This is a genomic window from Streptomyces sp. NPDC058678 (genome assembly GCF_042714835.1).
Classification (GTDB): Bacteria; Actinomycetota; Actinomycetes; order Streptomycetales; family Streptomycetaceae; genus Streptomyces.
This window is the reverse complement of record NZ_JBHXSG010000055.1, coordinates 1-25,638: the sequence shown is the minus strand read 5'-3', so window position 1 is coordinate 25,638 and position 25,638 is coordinate 1. Positions and strand designations below refer to the sequence as shown.

20 protein-coding genes and 2 pseudogenes are annotated in these 25,638 nt (G+C 70.8%); 10 read left to right on the top strand and 12 right to left on the bottom strand.

What is annotated here, in order from left to right:
• The first annotated feature begins 2 nt into the window (after positions 1-2).
• Positions 3-1,661, top strand: coding sequence for an amidohydrolase (locus ACFWWR_RS36355; RefSeq protein ID WP_383864286.1), 1,659 nt, complete (start codon positions 3-5; stop codon positions 1,659-1,661).
• Between the two features lie 59 nt (positions 1,662-1,720).
• On the opposite strand, the gene ACFWWR_RS36350 is transcribed toward ACFWWR_RS36355, so the two are convergent.
• Positions 1,721-2,425 carry a DUF6215 domain-containing protein gene (locus ACFWWR_RS36350; RefSeq protein ID WP_384307829.1) on the bottom strand — a complete coding sequence of 235 codons (705 nt, stop codon included), beginning with the start codon at positions 2,423-2,425 and terminating at the stop codon, positions 1,721-1,723.
• Between the two features lie 486 nt (positions 2,426-2,911).
• Here ACFWWR_RS36350 and ACFWWR_RS36345 point away from each other — a divergent pair, with 486 nt between their 5' ends.
• On the top strand, positions 2,912-3,784 hold the full coding sequence (locus ACFWWR_RS36345) for an amidohydrolase family protein (RefSeq protein ID WP_384307827.1): 873 nt from the start codon (positions 2,912-2,914) through the stop codon (positions 3,782-3,784).
• Positions 3,785-3,830: 46 nt separating this feature from the next.
• On the opposite strand, the gene ACFWWR_RS36340 is transcribed toward ACFWWR_RS36345, so the two are convergent.
• From ACFWWR_RS36340 to ACFWWR_RS36330, 3 genes are all read right to left on the bottom strand, one after another.
• Positions 3,831-4,286, bottom strand: coding sequence for a pyridoxamine 5'-phosphate oxidase family protein (locus tag ACFWWR_RS36340; RefSeq protein ID WP_384307824.1), 456 nt, complete (start codon positions 4,284-4,286; stop codon positions 3,831-3,833).
• Between the two features lie 123 nt (positions 4,287-4,409).
• Positions 4,410-5,036 (bottom strand): glyoxalase, encoded by a 627-nt coding sequence (locus ACFWWR_RS36335; protein ID WP_384307821.1) that lies wholly within the window; start codon positions 5,034-5,036, stop codon positions 4,410-4,412.
• A gap of 471 nt (positions 5,037-5,507) precedes the next feature.
• The gene (locus tag ACFWWR_RS36330) at positions 5,508-6,479 is read right to left on the bottom strand and encodes a LysR family transcriptional regulator (protein WP_383864301.1); all 972 of its coding nucleotides are present in this window, start codon (positions 6,477-6,479) and stop codon (positions 5,508-5,510) included.
• Between the two features lie 206 nt (positions 6,480-6,685).
• Between ACFWWR_RS36330 and ACFWWR_RS36325 the strand changes: the two genes are divergently transcribed.
• Together ACFWWR_RS36325 and ACFWWR_RS36320 are read left to right on the top strand one after the other, a co-directional pair.
• The gene (locus ACFWWR_RS36325) at positions 6,686-8,458 is read left to right on the top strand and encodes an FAD-dependent oxidoreductase (protein WP_383864304.1); all 1,773 of its coding nucleotides are present in this window, start codon (positions 6,686-6,688) and stop codon (positions 8,456-8,458) included.
• A gap of 82 nt (positions 8,459-8,540) precedes the next feature.
• Positions 8,541-10,478, top strand: coding sequence for a maleylacetate reductase and hydroxyquinol 1,2-dioxygenase domain-containing protein (locus tag ACFWWR_RS36320; protein ID WP_383864307.1), 1,938 nt, complete (start codon positions 8,541-8,543; stop codon positions 10,476-10,478).
• A gap of 159 nt (positions 10,479-10,637) precedes the next feature.
• Here the strand turns inward: ACFWWR_RS36320 and ACFWWR_RS36315 are convergent, their stop codons facing one another.
• Complete coding sequence (locus ACFWWR_RS36315; RefSeq protein ID WP_383864310.1) at positions 10,638-11,423, bottom strand: SDR family oxidoreductase; 786 nt, start codon at positions 11,421-11,423, stop codon at positions 10,638-10,640.
• Between the two features lie 126 nt (positions 11,424-11,549).
• On the opposite strand from ACFWWR_RS36315, the gene ACFWWR_RS36310 reads away from it, so the two are divergent.
• On the top strand, positions 11,550-14,693 hold the full coding sequence (locus ACFWWR_RS36310) for an ATP-binding protein (protein WP_384307818.1): 3,144 nt from the start codon (positions 11,550-11,552) through the stop codon (positions 14,691-14,693).
• Here the strand turns inward: ACFWWR_RS36310 and ACFWWR_RS36305 are convergent.
• Positions 14,674-15,465 carry an ABC transporter permease gene (locus ACFWWR_RS36305; RefSeq protein WP_383864316.1) on the bottom strand — a complete coding sequence of 264 codons (792 nt, stop codon included), beginning with the start codon at positions 15,463-15,465 and terminating at the stop codon, positions 14,674-14,676. The genes ACFWWR_RS36310 and ACFWWR_RS36305 overlap by 20 nt on opposite strands.
• Positions 15,462-16,433, bottom strand: a complete 972-nt coding sequence (locus ACFWWR_RS36300) for an ATP-binding cassette domain-containing protein (RefSeq protein WP_383864319.1) — start codon at positions 16,431-16,433, stop codon at positions 15,462-15,464. Before ACFWWR_RS36300 ends, ACFWWR_RS36305 begins: the two co-directional genes overlap by 4 nt.
• Positions 16,434-16,554: 121 nt before the next feature.
• Between ACFWWR_RS36300 and ACFWWR_RS36295 the strand changes: the two genes are divergently transcribed.
• A complete protein-coding gene (locus tag ACFWWR_RS36295; protein WP_383864321.1) occupies positions 16,555-17,274 on the top strand; it encodes a hypothetical protein in 720 nt (239 codons plus the stop codon).
• Between the two features lie 93 nt (positions 17,275-17,367).
• On the opposite strand, the pseudogene ACFWWR_RS36290 reads toward ACFWWR_RS36295, so the two are convergent.
• The 4 genes and pseudogenes from ACFWWR_RS36290 to ACFWWR_RS36275 form a co-directional block, all read right to left on the bottom strand.
• Positions 17,368-18,384 (bottom strand): annotated as a pseudogene (locus ACFWWR_RS36290) (aldehyde dehydrogenase family protein); the annotation flags it as partial.
• A gap of 12 nt (positions 18,385-18,396) precedes the next feature.
• A complete protein-coding gene (locus ACFWWR_RS36285) occupies positions 18,397-18,810 on the bottom strand; it encodes an ATP-binding protein (protein ID WP_384307815.1) in 414 nt (137 codons plus the stop codon).
• Positions 18,811-19,023: 213 nt separating this feature from the next.
• Entirely contained in the window at positions 19,024-19,626 is a 603-nt protein-coding gene (locus ACFWWR_RS36280; RefSeq protein ID WP_383864324.1) for a dihydrofolate reductase family protein, read from the bottom strand.
• Positions 19,623-20,522, bottom strand: a complete 900-nt coding sequence (locus tag ACFWWR_RS36275; protein WP_383864327.1) for a metalloregulator ArsR/SmtB family transcription factor — start codon at positions 20,520-20,522, stop codon at positions 19,623-19,625. Before ACFWWR_RS36275 ends, ACFWWR_RS36280 begins: the two co-directional genes overlap by 4 nt.
• A gap of 205 nt (positions 20,523-20,727) precedes the next feature.
• On the opposite strand from ACFWWR_RS36275, the gene ACFWWR_RS36270 reads away from it, so the two are divergent.
• The 4 genes and pseudogenes from ACFWWR_RS36270 to ACFWWR_RS36255 all read left to right on the top strand — a co-directional run bounded on the left by ACFWWR_RS36270 (position 20,728) and on the right by ACFWWR_RS36255 (position 23,923).
• Positions 20,728-21,549 (top strand): endonuclease/exonuclease/phosphatase family protein, encoded by an 822-nt coding sequence (locus ACFWWR_RS36270; RefSeq protein WP_383864330.1) that lies wholly within the window; start codon positions 20,728-20,730, stop codon positions 21,547-21,549.
• Positions 21,550-21,816: 267 nt separating this feature from the next.
• Entirely contained in the window at positions 21,817-23,022 is a 1,206-nt protein-coding gene (locus ACFWWR_RS36265) for an FAD-dependent oxidoreductase (protein ID WP_384307812.1), read from the top strand.
• A pseudogene (locus ACFWWR_RS36260) lies at positions 23,023-23,148 on the top strand (IS5/IS1182 family transposase); the annotation flags it as partial.
• A 160-nt stretch (positions 23,149-23,308) separates the two neighbouring features.
• Positions 23,309-23,923 (top strand): dihydrofolate reductase family protein, encoded by a 615-nt coding sequence (locus ACFWWR_RS36255; RefSeq protein ID WP_383864335.1) that lies wholly within the window; start codon positions 23,309-23,311, stop codon positions 23,921-23,923.
• 62 nt (positions 23,924-23,985) lie between these two features.
• On the opposite strand, the gene tal is transcribed toward ACFWWR_RS36255, so the two are convergent.
• Positions 23,986-25,542 (bottom strand): transaldolase, encoded by a 1,557-nt coding sequence (gene tal / locus ACFWWR_RS36250; RefSeq protein ID WP_383864353.1) that lies wholly within the window; start codon positions 25,540-25,542, stop codon positions 23,986-23,988.
• Positions 25,543-25,638 lie beyond the last annotated feature (96 nt).

Genomic DNA, 25,638 nt, shown 5'->3' with positions numbered 1-25,638 from the left:
CCATGTCCCTCTCTCCGGCCGCCGATCTCGTACTGACCGGCGGACCCGTTCACACCGTCGATCCCGCCCGCAGCCGCGCCACCGCTGTGGCCGTGCGCGGCGGACGGATCGTCGCCGTCGGCCACGACGAGGTCCACGAACTGATCGGCCCCCGCACCGAGATCGTGGACCTCACAGGCCGACTGCTGCTGCCCGGCTTCCAGGACGCGCACGTCCACCCCCAGGGCGCGGGCATCGAACTCGGGCTGTGCCACCTGGGCGACACGACCGATCCGGCGGAGTATTTGCGGCGCGTCAAGGCGTACGCCGACGAGCACCCGGACGCCGAGTGGATCACCGGCGGCGGCTGGTCCATGGAGGCCTTCACCGGTGGCACCCCCACCGCCGCCCTGCTCGACGCGGTCGTCCCCGACCGGCCGGTCTTCCTCCCCAACCGCGACCACCACGGCGCCTGGGCCAACACCCGCGCCCTCGAACGCGCCGGCATCGACGCCCGTACCCCGGACCCCGCCGACGGTCGCATCGAACGCGACGACGAGGGCAACCCCACCGGCATGCTCCAGGAAGGCGCCGCCAACCTCGTGGCCCGACTCGTGCCCGAACCCGGGCCCGAGGAACAGCTCACCGCTCTCCTGCGCGCCCAAGCCGTACTGCACTCCTACGGCGTCACGGCCTGGCAGGACGCCATCATCGGCGCCTACACCAACATGACCGACCCGTCCCCCGCCTACCACGCGGCCCTCGAGCACGGCCTGCTCACCGCCCGGGTGGTCGGCGCCCTGTGGTGGGACCGCGCCCGCGGAGCCGAACAGATCCCCGAACTCGTCCAGCGGCGCGAGGAGTTGAGCCGCGACCGGTTCCGCGCCACGACCGTCAAGATCATGCAGGACGGCATCGCGGAGAACCACACCGCCGCCCTGCTCGACCCGTACCTCACCGGATGCGGCTGCGCCTCCGACAACAGCGGCATCAGCTTCGTCGATCCCGGCGAGCTGAAGAAGTACGTCACCGAACTGGACGCTCTCGGGTTCCAGGTCCACTTCCACGCCCTCGGCGACCGAGCGGTGCGTGAGGCACTCGACGCCGTAGAGGCCGCCCGCGCCACCAACGGCCGGCGAGACACCCGCCACCACCTGGCCCACCTCCAGGTCGTCCATCCCGACGACACGCCCCGCTTCCGTGACCTGGGAGCCACCGCCAACATGCAGGCGTTGTGGGCCGCCCACGAACCACAGATGGACGAGCTGACCCTGCCCTTCCTCGGCACCGAACGCGGCCGACGGCAGTACCCGTTCGGCGACCTGCTGCGCTCCGGCGCCATGCTTGCCGCGGGCAGCGACTGGCCGGTCAGCAGCCCGGACCCCCTCCAGGCCATCCATGTCGCCGTCAACCGGATCGCCCCCGCCGCGCCCGAGGGCACCCCGGCCTTCCTGCCGGAACAGCGCATCGACCTGCAGACCGCTCTCGCCGCCTACACGGCCGGCAGCGCCTATGTGAACCACCTCGACGACACCACCGGCAGCATCGCCGTCGGCAAACTGGCCGACCTGGTCGTCCTGGACCGCGACCCGTTCGCCGGCCCGCAAGAAGAGATCGCCGCCACCCGTGTCCTACAGACCTTCGTCGAGGGCGAACGTGTCCACGCGGCCCCCGACGCCTGACAGGGCTGGGGGCCGGCCCTCGGCGTGGTCGACGGCGTGCGACGCGGTGAAAGCGCCTGTCAGCCGGCGGCCGTCCAGTCCGGGACGGTGGGCAGCACCTCCTGCGCGATGCGCAGGAGTGCCGTGTCGTCCGGCCGCATGTTGTCCTGCCGCCAGATGGCGAGTTCGTAGGAGCCGCCGCCGTCCTTGGTGTCCGGGGAGACGACCAGGGTGCGGGCGATGCCGCCGGGGCCGGTGTCGGACTCGCCGCCGCCGAGGTTGAAGCGGATGGCGATCGTCTGGCCCGAGTAGAGCACCGCGGGGTGTCCCAGGATCGTCGTCTTCTCCGCGTCGTTCAGCAGGTCCTCCATGCCCGCGATCGGAAGGTCGTCGTAGGTCCGCGAGAGTTTCACGGTGTAGGTGTCCAACCGGACGGTCCCCTCAGGCATGGGGATGTCGGTCCCGCCCGCCATCTCGACCGAACCGTCACTGCCGTAGGCCGTCAGCGCGTGCTCCTGCGGCGTGCCGAGGAGTGCCGGCAGCTCCCCGCGGTTCAGCGCCCTGCACAGCTCCGTTCCGGAGACGCGCTGCGCCGCCTTCGCCTCCTCGGCGGCCTTCTCGTCCTTGTCGCCGACCGAGCAGACCGCCGGTTTGTCGGCGGCCTCGGCTTCGTTCTTCTGAACCACGTACAGGCCGCCCCCGAGCGCCCCGCAAAGGACCAGCGCCGTGATGGCTTGAGCCCATGCGTTCGGGCCCTTCTCTGGCGCGACGACTTCCTCGGCCATGTCCCCCATTACCCCCGGTACTCCCTGCTCAGACTCGTCCCCCGGCACGCGACGGACGCGTGCGCTGGGGGAGCCTAGCGGTTGATCCGATCACCGAGCGACCCGTGGGCAGGAACGCGCCACGGCCCAACCGCTCCTTTGAGTCGGATCCGTCAGCACCTGCCGCACCTGGCTCGAACGGGGCGGCCGACAGCCGCTACGGCTGCTTCCAAGCCCAGCGATGTCTACGCGGCGCGGCTGTCGGGCGCGGCCTCGAAGGGGCACGCGGAGTGCCCCCAAGGAAGAGGCTGTGACGCACGCCCTCCAGCCCGAGGGCGGCCAGGGTGACAGTGCCTGCGACGGGCGTTGAGGAGGTGGAAAGGATCAAGGGGTTGTCCTGACGGCGCCGCTACCTGACAGTGAGGGGCATGACTGCTCCACGCGTACGGCCGATACCTCGACGCATCTTCACCCTCCTGCGCGGCAACGCCGAAAGGAATCGCCCCCGTGGGTGAAGTCGAGGCTGTCGAGAGGTTCCGGCGACGTGTCGGGGTGCCCGGGCTTGTCGATGTGCACACGCATTTCATGCCGGAGCGGGTCCTGCGCAAGGTGTGGGAGTACTTCGACGCCGTCGGCCCGATGACCGGCATCGAGTGGGGCATCACCTATCGGCAGGACGAAGACGAACGGCTCGCGCTGCTCCGGCAGTTCGGGGTGCGCGCCTTCACCGCGATGCTCTACCCGCACAAGGCCGGTATGGCACCCTGGCTGAACGAATGGGCCGCCGACTTCGCGGGACGCACGCCCGACTGCCTGCACACGGCCACCCTCTATCCCGAGGAGGGCGTGGAGCAGTATGCGCGCGCGGCGGTCGAGGCGGGGGCCCGGGTCTTCAAGTCCCATGTGCAGGTGGGGGCGTACGACCCCACCCACGAGCTGCTCGACCCCGTGTGGGGGATGCTGGCCGAGGCGGGAGTCCCCGTGGTCATGCACTGCGGCTCGGGCCCCGCGCCCGGCAAACACACCGGGCCGGAGCCGGTGGGGCGGCTCCTCGCCCGGCATCCGCGCCTGCCCCTGATCGTCGCGCACATGGGGATGCCGGAGTACACCGACTTCCTGGACCTGGCCGAGCGGTACGACGAGGTGCGCCTGGACACGACCATGGTGTTCACGGACTTCAGCGAGGGCCTCAGCCCCTTCCCGGCGAGCGAACTGCGCCGACTCGCCGACCTCGGCGATCGGATTCTTCTCGGATCCGACTTCCCCAACATCCCTTATCCGTACGTCCACCAGCTCGAAGCCCTTGAACGGCTCGGACTGGGTGACGAGTGGTTGCGCGGAGTCTGTTACGGGAACGGGGCGCGGCTCTTCGGGCTGTAGCCACCACTGCCACCAAGGCGACGACGACCGCGTGTGCTCCCGGCGGTCAGCCGAGCCAATGCCCGTCGCACATGAGGTCGCGTCCCTGCAACTCGTTCGCCTCCCGCCAGGCCTGGATGCGCCGCGGCCGGATGAGGAAGTACTGGTAGGGCTCGTCGAGCTCGCGCGGATCGAATCCGGTCCTGGTCGCGAACGCGTCGCCTGTCTCCGGGCCCAGGTCGGCGACGTCCACCGGCTCGGCGGTGCCCTCGACGACGACGACGTCGCGCGTCGGCCCGAGACTGAGGCGCACCCGGCCGTCCGCCAGCAGGTTGCGGCCGGTGATGGAGGCGCGCGGAGTCGAGATGAGGAACGCGGCCCCGTCCCAGAGGAACGAGAGCGGGATGAGGTGGACGCCGCCCGGGGCGCCCGATGTCGCGACCCAGAGATCGACATCGCTCTCCAGTCTCACGCGAGTGTCCCGCAGCCTGTCCTCAAGCCCACGCGGCGGCGCGCCCGTCATGCTTCCTCCAGTCACTTCGTCAGGAGCCCGTTCTCCAAGGAGGAGACTCCGTCGGTCATCGGTCGGTTCACCCGACGGCCGTCTCGTGATCGGCTGTCAGGCAGGGCTCGCAACAGTGCCACATCAGGGCGCGGGCGTCAGCGACGCGGCCTCCCATGCGAACCCGTCCGGGTCGGTGAAGGGTGCGGCAGTCCCGCCGATCGTGAGCCGGTGCGATCCGGTGCCGTCGGGAGAGACGCCGACATCCTTGGCAAGGGCACGACGTCTGTACAGGGCCGGCTTGACGGGGCTCGACCCGGCGGCGAACTCGACGTACATGCGCCCGAAGCTCTTCGCGACAGCGAGGCCCTGGTCGACGTAGAACCGCTTGCTCGCGGCCACGTCCGCGACTCCCAGCAGCAGCACGATCTCGTCGAACTGACGGGTGGCAGGGCCGGTGTCCTTCTTCGCCGAGGTCGCGACCTTCCAGATCGTCCCGTCCGGGGCCTGCACGACACCGCCGTAGCCCCAGAGCGACTTCGCGGCAGGCTTCAGCGAAGTGGCTCCGGCATCGAGGGCGGTGTCGATGAGGCTGTCGACGGTCGCCGGCTGGGAGACGGTGAGCGACAGGGTGAACCCGCGGAAACCGGTCGTCGGTGCCTCCGAGGCCCGCAGGCGAATCTGCGTGTCCAGCCCGAAGGCGGCGGTGTAGAAGCGGTGGGCGGCCGTGGGGTCGGCCACGTCGAGGGTGACGGATTCGATGGATGCCATGACCACAACGCTAGGTGCCGTACGGCGACCGGCGCTTCTTCATTCCTGACCGATCTGGCCGCCGGCTGCGCTCATGGCCGTCAGGGCATCCGCCGCGCGGCGGCAGACTTGGTCGGTGGTGCTCGGGGAGCCCTGCCGGATCCCCGACCGCGAACTGGACGGCCAGGTCGGGCAGCGGGCCGGCGTCGCGACTCCGGTCCAGATGTGTCCGGCGCCGTCGACGACAGGGAAGCCGACGGATACACCCGCGGATCGCAGGGCCGTGGCCAGGACCCGACTGCCCGGCATCCGACGCCCGACGCCCGGCATCCGACACCCGACGCCCGCAGCCCGCAGCCAAGGCCCAACGAGCGGGACCGGCCGTCTGCAACGCCCGGCAGCGTCGTCGCCGGGTGTGCCGTTCGGTCGGGCAGGCCGATCACGGCCATGGCGTCCCGGGTCAGCGGGTCGACGTGGCGGCACCTCCGCTGCTCAGCGGTGGGCTGTGGTCCGCCCGTCCCTCGCATGGTCCGGTCCCAGCATGTCGGGTTCCGGCGTGGCCAGAGCCGCACGGAGGAAACGGCGCATGACCGGGGAGTCCTCGTCGGGCCGCCAGCAGACCGCGGTCTCCAGTACGGCGGTGTGCCGGCGCAGGGGGCGGGTGACGAGGCCCTCCCACATCATCGTGGTGTACTGCGCCGGCAGCAGCGTCACGCCGGCACCCGCCTCTACGAGGGCGAGCGCGTGCATCACCGACCCGGCCTCGTGCCGGACCCCGGACGCCGCGTCGGCACCCGCCCAGGCCACTCGTGCGTGAGCGGTGAACCCCTCCCCCGCCCTCTGCGCGATGACCACCCGGTCGTCGCGGACCTCCGCCAGGTCGATGCGCTCCGTCGCCGCGGCGGGATGCGACGCGGAGAGAACCGCGACGAGGGGCTCTCGCGCCACCACCGCGATCTCCAAACCCCGAGCGCGGCCCCGCACGGATCCCGTCCGGCCGGCCGAGCCGGGTTCGAGGGGTTCCAGGTGGAGGAGGCCCGCGTGTGCGTCGCGCCGGTGGACGCGCTCGACCACGTCGGAGTCGGACGCCTCCGCGAGGACGAAATCCACGCCGGGGCCCAGCGTGGCACTGCTGAGGAGGTGGGACAGCAATCGCGGCGACACCGTGCGGCCGACCGCGATGCCCAGTCGGCCCCGGGTCCCGAGGCCGACGGTGCGCACCATCTCGGTCGTGGTGTTCAGCTCCGCGAACATCCGCCGCGCACGTTCGGCCAGTACCCGTCCCGCCGCCGTCAGGTCGACGCCCCGGCCGTGCCTGACCACCAGGGCGACTCCGAGCTCCCGTTCCAGAGCCTGCAGCCGGACGGTCAGCGGAGGCTGGGTCATGTGCAGCGACGCCGCGGCGCGGCTCACCGAGCCTTCGTCGGCAACGGCCAGAAAGCATTCGAGGGCCCGCAGATCCATACTCTGAGCGTATATCAGTCACCCTGACTTCGTATTGGACGTATAGCTGGGTCCTTCGCATACTCATTCGTGAGAGTCGAGGCAGAGCAGCCCGGCGGTCCGCTTCCCGTGACACGGAGGCTCGGAGGGCTCCTCGTTGCCCTGCAGGTGGCGATAGGTTCCGAGCACGGTTCGGTATCGCGCCTGACATCCAGAGACGAGGCGGCGTGAGCGAGATCGGGAAGACCTCCGACGAGGTTGTGACGACGGACGTGCTGGTGATCGGCAGCGGACCGGCCGGGGCCTCGGCCGCCCTGTTTCTGGCCACCTACGGCGTGGCCCACATCGTGGTCACCAAGTACCGCTGGACGGCCAACACCCCACGGGCACACATCACGAACCAGCGCACCGTCGAGATCCTTCGCGACCTGGGGATCGAGGACGACGTCAGGGCACAGGGCACGCCCGTGTCACTCATGGGCGACACCGTCTTCTGCACGAGCCTGGGCGGCGACGAGATCGGCCGGGTCCGGACCTGGGGCACGCACCCGGCACGCAGGGCCGACTACACCCTCGCCAGCCCTTCGGAGCACTGCGACCTTCCGCAGACCCTGCTCGAGCCGATCCTGATCGGGCACGCCGCCGAGCGCGGCAGCCGGATCCGGTTCGACACCGAGTACCTGTCGCTCGAGCAGGACGACCACGGCGTCACCGTCACCGTGCGAGACAGACTCAACGGCCACGTCTACCGGATCCGCGCGAAGTACGTGATCGGTGCCGACGGCGGCCGCAGCCAGGTGGCGAGCGACGTCGGACTGCCCTTCGAGGGGGACATGGACCTCGCCGGGAGCATGAACATCGTCTTCCACGCCGACCTGACGGCCTACGTCGAACACCGGCCGAGCGTCCTGTACTGGGTCCTGCAGCCGGGATCGAACATCGGCGGCATCGGGATGGGCCTGGTGCGCATGGTGCGGCCCTGGGACGAGTGGCTGGTCGTGTGGGGTTACGACATCAGCCGGCCACCCCCGCAGGTGGACGACGCCATGGCGACGAAGATCGTGCACGACCTGATCGGCGACGACACGATCCCGGTCACCATCCGCTCCACCTCGTTGTGGGGCAACAACAGGATGTACGCCACGCGATACCGGGCGGGCCGGGTGTTCTGCTCCGGAGACGCCGTGCACCGGCACCCGCCGTCGAACGGCCTGGGCTCCAACACCTCCGTCCAGGACTCCTACAACCTTGCCTGGAAGCTCGCCGCGGTGCTGTCCGGCAGGGCGGGCGAAGGGCTCCTCGACAGTTACGACGCCGAGCGGGCACCGGTCGGCAAGCAGATCGTGCTCCGCGCGAACAGGTCGATCGCGGAGACCGGCGCGGTCTTCGACGCGCTCGGGTTCACCGACACCGACGACCCGGCCGAGCAGATCGCGAACATGAGGGCGCGCGCGGAGGACACACCGCGGGCCGCCGAGCAGCGCGCCGCGTTGCGTGCGGCACTGGAACTGAAGGACTACGAGTTCAACACGCATGGCGTGGAACTCGGTCAGCGCTACCTCTCGCCGGCCGTGATCGGCGACGGGACGCCGGAGCCGGAGTTCACCCGCGACCCCGAGTTGTACTACCACCCGACCACCTGGCCGGGAGCGCGGCTGCCGCACTGCTGGCTCGGTCGCGACGGGCACCGTGTGAGCACCCACGACATCACCGGGAAGGGGCGGTTCGCGGTACTCACCGGCATCTCCGGACAGGGCTGGGCCAAGGCCGCGGCCGGCGCGGCCCGCACGCTGGGCATCGAGATCGACGCGCACGTGATCGGGCCCGGTCGCGAGTACACCGACGTCTACGACGACTGGTCGCGGTTGCGTGAGGTCAGCGAGTCCGGCTGCGTGCTCGTACGGCCGGACGCACACGTCGGCTGGCGCGCTCACGAGCTGCCCGCCGACCCGGAGAAGGCTCTCACCGCGGCTCTCGCCCGGCTGCTCGCCCGCGACTGACGCGGGCCGAGCCGGAACAAGGACCGACGCGGGTCGAGGCACACTGTTCGACGCGGGCTGAGACCGAAAGAGGTACGTCCCGATGACCCACCACCACTTCTCCTACACAGCGCTTCCGGCCCGGATCGTCTTCGGGCACGGCACCCTCGATCAGGTCCGTGAGGAGGTCGAGCGGCTCGGCCGGTCCAGGGCCGTCGTCCTGGCGAGCCCGGCTGTCGCCGCGGCGGGCGACCGGATCGAGAAGGCGCTCGGCCCGCTCGCGGTGGGCCGCTTCGACGGCGCCGCCATGCACACGCCGGTCGAGGTCACCGCGAGGGCACTCGACCTCCTGCGGGACGTCGGGGCGGACTGCGTGGTCGCGGTCGGCGGCGGCTCGACGACCGGGCTGGCGAAGGCCCTCGCCGTCCGTACCCGGGTCGACCAGGTGATCCTGCCGACCACCTATGCCGGCTCGGAGGCCACCCCGGTTCTCGGCGAGACCGAGGACGGGCTCAAGACGACCCGCTCCTCGCCGGACATCCTCCCCGAAACGGTGATCTACGACGTCGAGCTCTCCAGCGGGCTCCCCGTACCGATCGCCGTGACCAGTGCCGTGAACGCGCTCGCCCACGCCGTGGAGGCGCTCTACTCCCCCGACGCCAACCCGGTCGTCGACGGCATGGCCCTGGACGCGGTCGGCCGGCTCGCCCGCGGTCTGCGCGGCCTCACGGCCGACGCGGGCGATCTCGACGCGCGATCCGACCTGTTGCAGGGCGCCTGGCTGGCCGGAACCTGCCTGGGTGCGGTGGGAATGGGCCTGCACCACAAGCTCTGCCACACCCTCGGCGGCAGCTTCGGCCTTCCGCACGCGCCGGTCCACACCGTCGTGCTCCCGCACGCCATGGCCTACAACGCGTCCGCGGCACCCGAAGCCATGCGCCGGATCGCCGAGGCGCTGGGCGCCGCCGACGCGCCCACGGCCGTGTACGACCTGATCGTCGCGGTCGGCGGTCCGACGTCCCTGCGCGAGCTCGGTCTGGCCGAGGCCGATCTCGACCGCGCCGCCGGACTCACGACCGCCGAGCCGTACCCCAATCCCGTCGAGCCGACCCGCGACGGCGTTGCGCTGCTGCTGCGCGACGCCTGGGAGGGTAGGCGTCCCTCGGCGACGGCCGCCGCCGGCCCGCCGGGGCTCGACCGGCTCACCGCGCAGGTCGTGTCGACGTTCGCCGGTACGCCGGATCCGCGACTGCGCCGGCTGCTGTCGGACCTCGTCGTGCGACTGCACGGGTTCGCCGTCGACAACGACCTCACCCAGACGGAGTGGCAGCGCGGCATCGACTTCCTCACCCGCACGGGGCAGCTCTGCGACGACACCCGGCAGGAGTTCGTGCTGCTGTCCGACACCCTCGGGCTGTCCAGTGTGGTCGACCTGCTCACCAACTCCCGGACCCCCGACACCACACCGTCCGCGGTACTCGGCCCCTTCTATGTGGACGGTCCGCCCGAGCTGCCCCAGGGAGCGGACATCGCGCAGGGCCTGCCCGGCACGCCGCTGTGGGTGGACGTCCTGCTCACCGACACCGACGATCAACCCGTGCCGGACGCGATCGTCGACGTCTGGCAGTCCAATGACGACGGCTTCTACGACGTCCAGCTGCCCGACCTCGAAGGACCGGTCCTGCGTGGACGGCTACGGACCGACCGCGACGGCCGCCTGCGATTCTGGTCGATTCTCCCGTCGGAGTACCCGATCCCGGCCGACGGTCCGGTCGGCGCGATGCTCGGTGCGACCGGGCGGCATCCCTACCGAGCCCCGCACCTGCACTTCATGATCGAAGCCGACGGCTATCAGCAGCTGATCACCCAGCTCTTCGTCGCGGGCGGCAAGTACCTCGACTCGGACGCCGTGTTCGGAGTCAAGGAGTCGCTCATCGTCGACTTCGAACCACGCGGCGGCCCCACTCCCGACGGCCGGGAGGTGGCCCGCGAGTGGCGTGAACTCGGCTTCACTTTCCGGATCGCACCTCGCACCTCGTGAGAGGAGCGCGGCGGTGACGAGGCTCGTCAGTGCCCCTGGCGCCGTCGCGACCTGGGCGGAGCGAAGCGGGAGTGCTGGGGCCTGTCCGGCGGATCAAGTCGCAGGAAATCCGCGGCGCCTCATCGCCCCGCGTCTGCGGCATGATCCGCCGGACAGGCCCTAGGCGAAACCACCGTTGCTCATCAGCAGCTGTCCGTTGATCCACTGACCCTCCGGTGAGCAGAGGAAGTCCACGAGGTGTGCGGTGTCCTGCGGGACGCCGAGGCGGTTGAGCGGTGTCTGGCGAAGCACGTACTCGCGCACCTCGTCGGACATCCAGCCGGTGTCCACCGGCCCTGGATTGATGACGTTGGCGGTGACACCGAGGTGAGCGAGCTCGCGAGCGGCGGCCATGGTGATGCGGTCCAGGGCTCCCTTGCTCGCTCCGTACGGAAGGTTGCCCACGGTGTGATCGCTGGTGAGGCTGATGACGCGTCCGGTCCCGGGAACGCCGGTGAAACGTCGACCGTACTCGCGGATCAGCAGCCAGGTGGCGCGCGCGTTGACCGCGAAGTGGCGGTCAAAGCTCTCGACCGTGGTGTCGAGCAGGCCGGAGTCGACCGACTCGCAATGCCCCATCACCAAGGCGGTGACCCCGCCGAGGTGACGCTCTGCCTCGTCGAAGATGCGGGCGGGTGCGTCCGGGTCCGTGAGGTCGGCCTCGATGGCCGCAGTGTCCGCGCCGCGCTCGGTGAGCTCTCGGACGATGGCGTCAGTCGCTCCCTGCTCGACGCCCCAGGGCATGCGCTGGTCATAGGGGGTCCAGTACGTGAAGGCGATGTTCCAGCCCGACGCCGCGAGTTGGCGGGCAATGCCGGCGCCGATGCCGACCGTGCGGCCGACGCCGGTCACCAGCGCCAGTGGCCGGGGCCCGTCGAAGCCATGGTGTTCTCCGGTGCTTGTCACAGCACTGGATCGTTCGCGACCGGCGTCGACAAGGCAAGTGCTTTTGTCCGCGCACAGCGGTACGCGACAAGGGCATTGCCTGCGGCGGGAGTTCGGGCTGCCGGCGGCCTTGGCTAATCTGCACGGGTGACCACCGACCTGACCTTGCTGCCGCGTGTCGCCTGTCGCGGACAGGAAGTCACCGCGCCCCGGCTCCGCGGCCTTCTCGCGCTGCTCGCGGGTGACTTGCGCACCGGGTGCAGCACCGAGCGGCTTGTGGCGGGGCTGTGGCCGGACGAGTTGCCGGAGCGGCCGGGAAAGGCGCTGCAGGTTCTCGTGTCCCGGGTGCGGTCGCAGCTGGGCGCCGACGTGATCGCCGGCACACCGACCGGGTACCGGCTCACCCTCACCGAGCATCAGGTCGACAGCTCCGCCCTGCTGCTGCACGCCGCCGCGAGCGCGGACCGGGCTAGGGCCGGGGACCACGCGGGGTCCCTGGCTGCGGCCGAGGCCGGGCTCGCACTGTGGGAGGGCACTCCTGACGGGGCCGGCGACACCGACGACCCCGTAGCCGCGTTGCGCGCGGAGCGCGCCCCCGTCCGCGGCACGCTCGTCCGCGCGCGGGCGCTCGCGCTCGCCCGGCTGGGGCGGCACGCGGAGGCGGCCGGGCCGCTGGCCGTTGCCGCCGCGGAGCACCCGCGCGACGAGGAGGTGCTCGCCGAGCTGCTGCGCTGCGAGGCGGCGACGGCGGGCCCGTCCGCCGCGCTGACGCGCTACGAGGCGTACCGCCGTGGGCTGCGCGACGAGCTCGGCACGAATCCCGGCACCGGGCTCAAGGCCGTGCAGCAGGAGCTGCTGCGCGGCGAGGCGCCGGTGGTCAGGCACGGTGTGCCGCACGAGCCGAACCCGCTCCTCGGCCGGGACGGGGACATCGCGGCGGTGGAGCGGCTGTTGCGCGCCTCCCGGGCCGTCACCGTCGTCGGCCCCGGCGGTCTCGGCAAGACCCGCCTCGCGTACGCCGTCAGTCGTCGGGCCGAGCAGCGCGTGGTGCATTTCGTGGCGCTCGCCGGCGTCACCGCGGACGTGGACGTGGCCGTGGAGGTGGCCTCCGCGCTCGGCGCGGGCGAGGGCCGACACGGCGGCGTCAGTGGCAGCGCCTCGGCCGACCCGGTGGCCGGCATCCTCGGCGTGCTCGGCTCCGGGCCCGCGCTGCTGGTCCTCGACAACTGCGAGCAGGTCATCGGGGGCGCCGCCGACCTCGTACGGGCCCTGGTCTCGTCCTCGAAGGACCTGCGGGTGCTCGCCACCAGCCGAGCCCCGCTGGGCCTCACCTCGGAGGCGGTGTACGCGCTGCCGGAGCTCGGTCTCGACACCTCGGTCGAGCTGTTCACGCAGCGGGCCCGGGCCGCCCGGCCCGGCGTGGAGCTGCCGCCGGACACGGTGGCCGAGCTGTGCCGCCACCTCGACGGGCTGCCGCTGGCCGTGGAGTTGGCCGCGGCGCGGGTGCGCGTGCTGTCGGTGCCGGACATCGCCCGCCGCCTCGGCGACCGGTTCGCGCTGCTGCGCGGCGGGGCGCGGGACGCTCCGGAGCGGCACCGCACGCTGCACGCGGTCGTGGACTGGAGCTGGAACCTCCTCGACGAGGAGGCCAGGGCCGCGCTGCGCATGCTGTCCGTCTTTCCGGGCGGCTTCTCCGGCGAGGCGGCGGAGCAGGTGCTCGGCGAGGATGCGCTGCTGCTGCTGGAGCAGCTGGCCGACCAGTCGCTGCTCACCGTCGCCGACACCCCGGCCGGCGTGCGGTTCCGGATGCTGGAGACCGTACGGGAGTTCAGCGCGGCCCGGCGCGCGGAGGCGGGCGAGGACGAGGAGGCCGTCGACCGGTTCCTCGCCTGGGCGCGGGCCTTCGGGGTCGCGTACCACGACTGGCTCCTCGGCTCGCAGCCCGGCACCGTCTGGGAGCGGATCAGGGCCGAGCAGGACAACCTCGTGCTGGCCCTGCGGCATGCCCTGGCCCGCACGGACGGCCCCACCACCGCCGCCCTCACCGCCGTCCTGGCCGCCCTGTGGTCCACCGGCTCCAGCTACCCCCGCCTCACCGCCCTCGCCGCGGACACCGGCCCACCGCTGTCGCACTACTACCCCGAGCCCGAATACGTCGAAGTCGCCCGCGCCGCCGCGGTGTTGTGCACAGCGAGCCTGTTCATGGGCTTCGGTCCGCACGCCGTACGCCAGCTCGTCACCCTCCGGCGGCTGCCCCCGGCCCCGCCGGACACGCTGCTGCGCGCCATCGCGATCGTGCTGAGCGCGGTCCCTGAGATGCTGCCTCCCGACTACGACGTGCTGCGGGGGCTCTGCGACAGCGAGCAGCCGCTGCTCGCCGGCGTCGCCGAGGGAGTCGCCACCTACGTCTGGGAGTACGAGCAGGACATCGACCGCGCGCTCGCCTCGGCTCGCCGGATCATCGCCGCACTGGCGCCGGTCGACACTCCGTTCCTGCAGGTCATGGGGCACGCCCGGCTGAGCGAGCTGTACATGCAGACGGAGCAGGGCGAGGCCGCGTACAGGCACCTCAAGGCCGCGCTGGAGGCGCTGCCGCGGCTCGGCGACGAGCACGACACCATCGGCGTCCGCTGGGGCCTCGTCCTCGCCTGCCTGCAGCGCGGCGACCCCGACGAGGCCGAGTACTGGCTGCGGCAGGCGGAGGGCGACAATAGACCGCAGAAGGACGACTTCTACAGCCCCGACTTCGGCGGGCGGGCCGAGATCGCGCTCGCCCGCGGGCTGACCGAGGTCGGGCTCGGCCTGTGGCGCAGCTCCCTGGAGCGGATGCCCGCGGTCGGTTCGCAGGGCGGCGACCCCTTCTTCGACCGGTGGGCGCTGCAGATCCAGTCGGCGGCGGTGACGGCACACGCGCACGCCGGCCGTCTCGAACTTGTCGCGGGGCCGGTCGACCGGCTGCGGCAGGCGCTGCGGACGCTGCTCTCCGCTCCGTCCGGCTCGCCCACGGAACTCCCCCTGTTCGGGACGGTGCTGCACGCGCTCGGCATGGCGGGGCTCGCCTCCGGCGACGCCACCGCCGTACGGATGATCGCGCTGGCCGAACGGCTGCGGGTGCTGCGCGAGTTCCAGCCGACGATGTCGGCGGACCGCGCGCGGCAGGCGGTCGGGGCCGCCGGGGACGCTGCCAGGGCGGCGTACGCCGACGCGGTGTCGGAGTACGCCGCCCTGGGGCGGGACGAGCTGCGGGACACGGCCCGCGCTGTCATGGCGGTTACTTCGGGTCGCGGTTGAACAGCGAGGTCGACCAGCGGTAGCCGAGCGCGATCAGGCCGACGCACCAGGCGATCGCGATCCACCCGTTGTTGCCGATCTCGGTGCCGAGGAGCAGGCCGCGCAGGGTCTCGATGGCCGGCGTGAAGGGCTGGTACTCGGCGATCGGCTGGAACCAGCCGGGCATCGTGTCGGCCGGGATGAAGGCGCTGGAGATGAGCGGGAGGAGGATCAGCGGCATGGCCATGTTGCTGGCCGCCTCGGGGTTCGGGCTGGCCATGCCCATCCCGACGGCGATCCAGGTGAGCGCCAGGGTGAACAGCGTGATCAGTCCGAAAGCAGCCAGCCACTCCAGGGCCGTGGCGTCCGTGGACCTGAAGCCGATGGCCACGGCGACGGCACCGACAAGGACCAGACTGGCGAGCACCTGCAGCGCGCTGCCGACGACGTGCCCGATGAGGACCGACCCGCGGTGGATCGCCATCGTGCGGAAGCGGGCGATGAGGCCTTCGTTCATGTCCATGGAAACGGAGATCGCGGCCCCGATCACGGTACTGCCGATGGTCATCACCAGGAGGCCCGGGACGATGTAGGCGATGTAGTCGGAGCGGTCGGCGCCGCCGCCGCCGATGCCCGTGCTCATCACGCCTCCGAAGACGTAGACGAAGAGCAGCAGCAGCATGATCGGCGTGAGCAGCAGGTTCAGGGTCATGGACGGGTAGCGCCGCGCGTGCAGCAGGTTGCGGCGCAGCATGGTGTTCGAATCGCGTACGGCGAGGGAGAGGGCGCTCATCGGACGGTCTCCTTGGGCTGGTCGGGGGCGTTGGTGGCGCTGGTCAGGGCGAAGAACACGTCGTCGAGGTCGGGGGTGTGCACGGTCAGCTCGTCCGCCTCGACGCCGGCCGAGTCCAGCCAGTCGAGGATGGCGCGCAGCTCGCGCTGGCTGCCGTCGCTGGGGATCTGCAGCGCGAGCGCCTCGTCGTCCCGGGTGGCCTCGCGCAGGGCGACGGCGGCGGACTGGTAGGTGGCAGGGTCGGTGAACCGCAGCCGCACGTGCCCGCCGGGGATGAGCCGCTTCAGCTCGTCGGCGCTGCCCTCGGCGGCGATCTTGCCGTCGTTCAGCACCGCGATGCGGTCGGCGAGTTCGTCGGCCTCCTCCAGGTACTGGGTGGTGAGGAAGACGGTGACGCCGTCGGAGACGAGCTCACGGATGATCTGCCACATGTTGTGGCGGCTGCGCGGGTCGAGTCCGGTGGTCGGCTCGTCGAGGAAGATGATCCGCGGGTCGCCGACCAGCGTCATGGCGATGTCGAGTCGGCGCTTCATGCCGCCGGAGTAGGTGGAGACGGGCTTCTTCGCGGCCTCCACCAGGTCGAAGCGCGCAAGCAGTTCGGCGGCGGTACGGCGGCCCTCGCTGCGGGAGAGGTGGTGCAGGTCCGCCATGAGCAGCATGTTCTCCTCGCCGGTGATGAGCCCGTCGACGGCGGAGAACTGCCCGGTGACGCCGATCGCGGCCCGTACGGCCTGCGGGTGGGTGGCCAGGTCGTGGCCGCCGACGTGCAGGTCGCCGGCGTCGGCGGTGATGAGGGTGGAGAGGATCTTGACAGCCGTGGTCTTGCCGGCGCCGTTCGGACCGAGCAGGGAGAAGACGGTGCCGGCCGGCACCGCGAGGTCGATGCCGTCGAGGACCGTCTTGTCCCCGTACGCCTTGCGCAGCCCCTTGGCCGCGATGGCGAGTGAGTGGGATGTCGTTGTCGTCATGCCGCAGAGATTGCGGCAGGGCGCATTCAACGCGGTTTCACGATGGTTTCAGCGCCCTGGAACCGGGGTTGCCGCCCGAAAATGAGTATGCGGCCGTGCGACGTCGAGCGAGCATGTGGGTATGACCGATCAGCCGGCGATCAGCATCTTGACCTTGCAGCACAGAATCCTGGACGACTGGGCGGCGGACCCCTGGGCCGAGGTGCGTCCTCTGATCGACGGCGTGGACCTCCTGAAGGAGGTCCATCCGGACGGGCTGGCACTCAGTTGCCGGTACTGGAGAGGCCCGGCCGAGAGCTGGCCGCTGGCGGTCACGGAGGAGCCTCGCAGGATCATGATCACCGAGCCGTCCTGCACCGCCGGCTGCTGCGGCGCCCTGTATGTCACCATGCGCCGCGAGGGCGATCGCGTGATCTGGGACTCCTGGGAAAACACCAGCAACATCAATGCTGTGCTCACGGAAATCCGCTTCGATGCCGCCCAGTACGAGGCCGAACTCGCCCGGGCCGCGGCGGATCGTGATTGGGAGGAGCCGCTGGACACCATCGCCCGGCTCCTCGAAGAGACCCTCGCGGACAGCGGCTGGTTCGAGCGGTGGGGCTGCGTCCTCACGGGTGTCTCGCCACGACGCGAGGAGCCCGACCTCCCCGAGGAGATCACCAGCCCCGAGGGCGTCGATGTCGAGTTCCACCAGGCCCAGGGGCGGGAAGGCCGCACGGACTACTACGGCTACGAGTTGTTGGTCACCCGCGGCCAGTCCGTGGAGGAGCAGGTGGAAAGGTTCGCAGCCCACATCCTGACCGATGATCCGCGGAAAACCGCTGAACTGCAACAATACTGAGAATGAGTTCCTCACCGACCTACTGGACACGGAGTTCACGCCCGGACGGCAGGTGAGCATGTCGCCGACCGGGCGCGTCCGGGCGCTGACCCGTCAGATCGGGAAGTGCGCGTGTCCCACGGCCTGCGCGGTGATCCAGCGCGTGTCGGTGAAGGCTTCGGCGCCCGCCTGTCCGCCGAAGCGGCCGTAGCCGGAGCTCTTCACGCCGCCGAAGGGGGCCTGCGGTTCGTCCGCGATGGACTGGTCGTTGACGTGGACGATGCCGGTGCGCAGACGGCCGGCGATCCGCAGGCCCGTCGCCAGGTCCTCGGTGATGACGCCGGCGGTCAGCCCGTACGGGGTGTCGTTGGCGAGGGCCACGGCCTCGTCGGCGCTGTCGACCACGTGGACCACGGTCGCCGGGCCGAAGACCTCGTCGTAGTAGATCTTCATCTCCTTGGTGACCCCGGTCAGCACCACCGGCCGGATCAGTGTGCCCGGCTCCTCGATCTCGCCGGTGCCCGCGGCGAGTTGGGCGCCCGGCGCGGCGTCCGCGACGAGCGCCGAGACCCGGCGGGCGGCGGCCTCGTTGACGACCGGTCCGACCGCTGTGCCGGGGTCGCTCGGATCGCCGCACGGCAGTGCCTGGACGCGGGCGGCGAACTTGGCCGTGAACTCGTCGGCGACCGCGCGGTGGACGATGACCCGGTCCAAGCACATGCAGATCTGTCCGGCGTTCATGAAGGAGCCGAAGACCGCGGCGTCCACCGCGTAGTCTGCGTCGGCGTCCTCCAGCACCAACAGGGCGTTCTTCCCGCCGAGTTCGAGTACGGCGGGCTTGAGATGCCGGGCGACCTGGACGCCGATGGCTCGGCCGACCTCCGTGGAACGGGTGAAGTTGACCATCCGCACCCGGGGGTCGGCGATCAGCGCGGAGACCACGTCGGGGGCGTCGGCGCGGTCGTTGGTGACGACGTTGAGCACGCCCGCGGGCAGTCCGGCCTCGTGCAGGATCTCCGAGATCAGCAGGCCGCAGGCGATCGGCGCGTCCTCGCTGGGCTTCATCACCACGGTGTTGCCCATCGCGATCGGCATCGCGACCGCGCGGACACCGAGGATGAGCGGCGCGTTCCTCCTGCCGAGTCAGCCCGGCGCCATGACGGCGGTGGGACACGGCACGATGGCCGTCACCGTCTTTCCCGCCGAATGGACCCGGACCCGCACGTCCGCCGACAGTTCCCGCACCACATGCCAGCCGAACCCGCCCGGCTTCCTGGCGTCCAACGGCACCGGCCGCAGCGGCAGCGGGCTGGCGTCCTGTACCGCCACCGTCACCTTCCCCGGGCCCGCGTCCAACCGGAATCCGGTCGCCCCGCCGGCGTGCCGCACCGCGTTGGCGAACAGCTCCGACACCACCAGCAGCACGGCCTCCGCCCCGCTCCCGCCGTCCGGCGCGGCCACCGACAAGAAGCCACGGGTCACATCCCTGGCCTGCTCAGCCGTCCGCACGCTGCCGTCATCGACAGAATTTCGCTCCTGCTCGGACGCATACACCATCGCGATCTCCGGAAGTTCGGCACCCAGATTTCTCCGCTTGTCCCGGACGGAACACATCACGCATGAAATCAGCCACTGGCTGACATTTAGCGCCTGGGAACGGGCTACCAGCCCGCGTCCACGCGCTCGTCAGTGAACGAACGGCGTGGCTACGCCGCCTTCCCGTCGCCGGGCCGACGTGCGAGGCGACCGCGACGGCGCTGATCGGCCGGCTCAGCGGACTCGGTCGTAGACGAGGGCCAACGTGCCGTGCTCGCCGGCGGCCTGGCTGACGAGCGTCCACTGGCTCGCGGGCAGGCCGTCGTCGAAGAGGCGCGGCCCGCCGCCGAGGAAGACCGGAAAGATCGTGAGCGCCAGCCGGTCGACCTTGTCGGCCGCCAGCAGTACCTTGACGACGCTCGCGCTGGAGAGCACGAGAATGTCGCCGCCTTCGGAGGCCTTGAGGTCCGCGACCACCTCGACGGCCGGCTTGTCGACGATCGTCGTCCGCTCCCACGGCGCCTCGTCGAGGGTGGAGGAGAGGACCACCTTGTCGGTGTCGACGAGCCACTTCGCGAAGCCCTCATCGCGCGGGTCGGCACCCTCCATGCCGATGACGGTGGGCCAGAAACCGAGGAATCCCTCGGCGTTGACCCGCCCGAGCAGCGCTGTCGTCGCCGGCTCCCAGAGGCTGGTCAGGTGGTCACGGGCGACGTCGGTCACGGCGTACGGCATCACCCACCCCATGTCCAGCGGGTTGTCCGGCGCGGCGTAGTGGCCGTCGAGGGAGAGGGCCATGTTCGTGACAACTCGGCGGCCGGCGATCTGCTCTGTCATTTCGTGCCCCTTGTGTCGGTGCTGTCGGTGCTGTCGGTGCTGTCGGTGCTGTCGGTGCTGTCGGTGCTGTCGGTGTCGTGCGCGTCCGCAGCGAGAGTCGCCGCGAGCTTGTCGAGGCTCTGGCCGAAGCCGATCTCGATGCCGGCGACGAAGTCCGCGGAGTCGACCGTGCTGTCGGTGATGCGCCAGTGGACGTCGAGGTCCGTGCCCGCGTCGGTGGGCCCAAGGCCCATCTCGACGTGGGCGGTGAAGGCGAGGCGGCCGTCGGGAAGCAACGGGGAGAGCCGGTAGGCCAGGCGCTCACCGGGGCGTACGTCGTCGACGACTCCCTCCGCTCGCCCGGCCACCTGGGTGGAGTCGTCGGCGTCTTCGGCATCGCGGTACTCCTGGACGATCCGCCCACCGGGTCGTGCCTCGAAGACGAGCTCGGAGACGCGGAGGTCCTCGGGGGTCCACCAGCGCGCGAGCAGAACGGCCTCGGTGAGGTGGCGCCAGACCAGCTCGGGACGCCCTGTGAGCGATCGGTGGAACCGGAACGAGCGGCCGTCGGCCCACCCCGACTCCTCCGCGGCGAGCCGCTCCGCCTGGAGGCTGAGCTCATAGCGGCCGTACGTCGCGCGCGGGCCGCTGACCTGGTCCGCGGTGTCGGCGAGTCGGCTGAGCACAGCCGCCAGGTCGCGCAGAGGACCAGGCCGGAGTGCGTAGATACGGCGCTGACCGGTGCGCTGGGAGGTCACGACGCCGACGCGCTCGAGGGTCTGCAGGTGCTTGGTCGTCTGCGGCTGGCGGGCATCGGCGAGCTGAGCGAGAACGCCGACCGAGCGGGGCCGCTCGGCCAGCAGGCTCACGAGCCGCCAGCGAGCCGGGTCGGCCAGTGCGGCGAGGAGTGCGTCCATGAGAAGAAGTATTCTCCACAGAGAATATTCGTGTCAAGGAATAACCGGTCCACCATGCCCGCGACGCGCTCTACGAACTGCTCGGAGGCAGCGAGATCCGGCACACCCCGCGCGTAGCTCACAGCCTCGTCCCATAACCTCGTGCTTGGTGGCGTCAGATGCCATGCGGATCCACTTTGAGGAGGCGACGGTGCTCAGTAGGGGCATGCGTTTACTCGCGGGCGCCTTGATCCTGGCCTGCATGGTGCTCGTCGGCCGCAGTGCACCGAGCGGTGCCCTCTTCGCCGGGTCACTGCCCGCGGAAGCCGTCCGGGATGTCGTACCGAACCGGGTCATGACCTGGAACATCTGCAACCCCTGCGAGCCGAGCGACGTCGACCGGGCAGCGGAGATCGCCCGGTATGCGCCCCAGGTCATCGGCCTGCAAGAAGCGTGCGTGCGTGACGTCGAGAGGATCCGGAACTATCTGGAGAGCCGTCACGGGCTGACCTACCACGTCGAGTACGGGACGGTCCTGCGGAATTGGGGCCGCTGCGGGGGAGCGCCGTGGAGTCCGGGGGGCTACGGCCAAGCGGTTCTCTCGGCGGCACCGATGACGGACCGCGTCAAGGTGGAATACCCCGACGGTGGATCCGAAGACCGTGGGTACATGGCAGTCACCACCACGGTGGGCGACCGAACCGTCCGGGTCTTCAACACGCACCTTGCCGAACGACGTCAAGAGGCAGTCCGAGCAGCCCAGATCGGCGTACTCTCCGCGGAAGTCGCCCGGCACGACCGCGCGATCGTCATCGGCGACTTCAACGCCGTGCCGGACGCCCCCGAACTCACCAAGATGTGGGCCCTGGCCGCGGATACGGACCCGCAGTGCCGTCCCTCGGCCACCGGCAACTGCAAGACGACCACGGACTGGCAGAGCAAATTCGACTACGTCTTCCTGCGCGGCTTCGTCCCGCTCGAGCACCGTGTCCATCCGACCCCGTACTCGGACCACGACCTGGTGCAAGCCGATGTGGACACCACGTAAGACCGCGACGCCTCAAAGAACTCCGCCTACTCGGCATGGCGCAACCGGCCTGGTCCGCAGGGCATCTTCGTTGTACGGCCGGGGCGTTGCGTGCCAAGGTAAAGCGTTCACCGGGCTGCGGATGGACCGGTTCGCGTGGCCGCTGAAGGCGGTACCGACCCGTATGTGCGCAGACTCGGGGCGACAAGCGGGACCAGAGGAAAGGGAGAACGCATAGAACACGTAGGCGGCCGTACAAGTGAGCCCATAGGGGATTGCGGTCCGTCGGTGTTGGACGCCCTTGGCGTTGCCGGGTGGACATCGGGTCGCAAGATCTCCACCGAGGAGTGGACACAGCAACTGACGGGCGCCGGGTTCGAGCTCAACGACCTGGCGATCGGGATCTGGGCCGAGTTCGGCGGCCTGACGATCAAGTCCTCCCCGGCCCGCGTTCCCGGCTCGTCACTGCACCTGGACCCCGTTGACGCCTGTATCGACGCCGCCGCGGAAGCAGCCACTCTGAGGCACCGATACGGAGAGAACTACAGCCCCCGGCGCTGGCGGGTCGCGATGAGCGCCCTCGCCCCGCTGAACCGGCAGGCGCTGGCCGCGTACGACGAACTCGCCCGAGGCGGCGTCGCCGAACCGACCCGCACGAGCGACCCGTGCCTCATCGTCTTCACCACCGAGGCCGCCCGCGCGCCGTTCGTCCACGAGCTGGAGGCGGTGCGCGCGGCCGGCCAGAGCGTCGACCACGAGCTGCTCTCCGGCGCCGAGGCCCGTGCCCTGGAGCCGGCGCTGTCGGAACGGACCGGCGCCGCCGTACGGCTGCACGGCCAGCGTTTCCTGAACCCGGGAGCTTATGTCGCGGCGCTCGCCGACGCGGTGCGCGAGCGGGGCGGCAAGGTCGTCGAAGGGCTGCGGATCACCCGGATACAGGATCACGGGAGCGAAGTCGCCGTGCTCGGCGCCGACGGTACGGACCTGCGCGCCGACGTGGCCGTTCTCGCCAACGGAGCCTGGCTGAACCGGCTGGCGGCACCCTTCGGCGTACGCGCCGCCGTGCAGTCCGGCCGCGGCTACAGCTTCACCCTGCCCGCCGAGGGGCTGCCCACCGGGCCCACGTACTTCGCCGCCCAGCGCGTGGTCTGCACACCTCTGGGCGAGCGGGTACGGGTCGCCGGAATGATGGAGTTCACCGCCCCAGACCGGCCCGCGGACCCCCGCCGCGTCCAGGCCGTCATCGACGCGGCACGCCCCATGCTGCCCGGCGCCGACTTCAGCCGCCGCACCGACGAATGGGCCGGCCCACGCCCCTGCACCGCGGACGGGCTGCCCCTCGTCGGCCCGACCCGCTCACCGCGCGTCCACGTCTGCGGCGGCCACGGGATGTGGGGCATCGCCCTGGGCCCGCTGAGCGGCAGACTTCGCGCCGAGTCGATCGTGACCGGGCAGAGCTCCGCCGAGCTCACTGCTCTGCATCCACTTCGCTGAGACTCCAGCATCAACCGGGCTCATCAGCACGCCGCCGACGCCCGCCAGGCGCTCGGCCGGTCCCGCGGTGTACGGACCACCGAGGTTCCTCTCGCTTACGACGGCCGGGGCTCGCCCCCGGCCGTACCGGACGTTGTTCAGGTGCCGCGGCACCGCCCTGCCTATGGCTCACCGTCAGCAGCGTCGCCTCCAGCCGGCCAGGACGCGGCGCTTGTCGAATGCGCCGGTTCCCGATCGACGTGAGAGTAAAGGCAGCACATCCCAGGACTTCAGGAGCAACCCCATCGTGACCGTAACCGCGGATATGGCCATCTCCCTCGACGGCTTCATCGCCGGCACCGACGTCACCGTCCACAACCCGGGCGGTGACGGCGCCGAGCCGCTCTTCGAGTGGATCCACAACCTGGCGAGCTGGCGGCAGCGCCAGGGCATGACCGGCGGCGAGGAGAACCGCGACTCCGAGCTCATGCGCGAGTGGTTCGACGCCACCGGAGCGGTGGTCATGGGCCGGATGATGTACGACACGGGCGAGGAGTTCTGGGGCGACAACCCGCCGTTCCGGACCCCGGTCTTCGTGCTCACCCACCGTCCCCGGCCGACCCTGGTCAAGGAGGGCGGCACCACCTTCACCTTCGTCACCGACGGCATCCACAGCGCCCTCGCCCAGGCGAAGGCCGCCGCCGGGGGCAGGAACGTCGACATCGCGGGCGGGGCCCGCACGGTGCAGCAGTACCTCGGGGAGGGGCTCATCGACGAGCTGCAACTGCACGTGGTGCCCGCGCTCCTGGGAGAGGGACTGCGGCTCTTCGAGGGACCGGCCGCCGGGCGGCGGAACATCGAGCCGGTCAGGGTGGTCGACACGCCCCTCGCCACCCACCTGAAGTACCGCTTCGTGGGGTGACCGGCAAGGAGCCGGAGGTCCCTTCGTTCACCGCGCCCATCCCGCGGGCGCGGTGATCATCGTCATGCCTGGGCCGGCCGCGCGTGCCGTACGGCGTTCAGGAGGCTGTCCCACGAGTCCTGGAACTTCTGGATCCCTTCGGTCTCGAGCACGTGGGCGACATTGCGCCAGGAAATTCCCAGGCCGGTGAGGACATCGAGGTCGGCACGGGCCTGCTCGTAGGTCCCGGTGACGGTGTCGCCGGTGATCTGGCCGTGGTCGGCAGTGGCGTCGAGGGTGGCCTCCGGCATGGTGTTGACCGTGCCCGGTGCCACCAGCCCGGTGACGTACAGGGTGTCGGGACGAGCAGGGTCCTTGACGCCCGTCGAGGCCCAGAGAGGACGCTGCTTGTTCGCCCGGGCCCCGTGGAGGGCGGCCCAGCGGTCGGAGGGCCGGCTCGATCCGTCGACGGAGCCGAACACCTCCTCATAAGCCTGGTAGGCGAGACGGGCGTTGGCCAGGGCTGCTGTGCCGCGGGCCCGCCTGGCCTCGGGGCTGCCGATCGCGTCGAGGCGCCTGTCGATCTCGGTGTCCACGCGGGACACGAAGAAGGACGCCACGGAGTGGATCTTCGCCAGGTCGAGACCCGCTGCCCCGGCCTTCTCCAGGCCGGCGAGGTAGGCGTCCATGACCTCGCCGTAGCGCTCCACCGAGAAGATCAGCGTGACATTCACACTGATGCCGAGGCTGACGACCTGGGTGATCGCCGGGAGGCCCGCCTTGGTGGCCGGGATCTTGATGAGGGTGTTGGGGCGCTCCACCAGCCAGGCGAGCTGCTTGGCCTCGGCGACGGTCGCGGCCGTACCGTGCGCGAGACGTGGGTCGACCTCTATGGAGACCCAGCCGTCGCGGCCGCCGGTGGCGTCGAACACCGGCCGCAGGATGTCGGCCGCCTCCCGGACGTCCGCCGTCGTGATCATCCGGACCGCCTCCGCGACCGTCACCCCGCGCAGCGCCAGTTCACGGATCTGGTCCGCGTAGTCGTCCCCCCTGCCGACCGCCTGCTCGAAGATGGTCGGGTTGGTCGTCACACCGACCACGTGCTTGCGCTTGATCAGTTCGGCGAGGTCGCCGGAGGTGATCCGCCTGCGGGAGAGGTCGTCCAACCAGATGGCGACGCCTTCGTCGGAGAGGCGCTCGAGTGGGTCGCCGGTCATGGAAGCCTCTTCTCCGGCCTGGTGGGCCTTGCTGTCACGGTCGCCGTTCGGGGCGGAGAGGGCGTCACGAGCCGCGGTGGCCACGTTGTCGGCGGTGAAGCCGAACTCGCGGAAGAGCACCTTGCCGTCGGCCGAAGCACCGAAGTGCTCCAACGAGACGATGCGACCGGCGTCGCCCACGTACTTGTGCCAGGTGAGGCCGATGCCGGCCTCGACCGCGACCCTGGCCCTCACCGAGGGCGGCAGGACGCTCTCGCGGTACTCCCGGGGCTGCTCCTCGAACCACTCCACCGAGGGCATCGAGACGACCCGCGTGCCGATCCCCTCAGCCTCCAACTGCTCGCGTGCCTCGACGGCCACGTGCACCTCGGAACCAGTCGCGATCAGGACGACCTCGGGCGTCCCCGTGGAGGCCTCGAACAGGACGTAACCGCCGCGAGCCGCGTCCTCGTTGGGCGCGTACGTGGGTACGCCCTGGCGGGTGAGGGCGAGGCCGTGCGGGGCGGGGTTGGTGGCGTG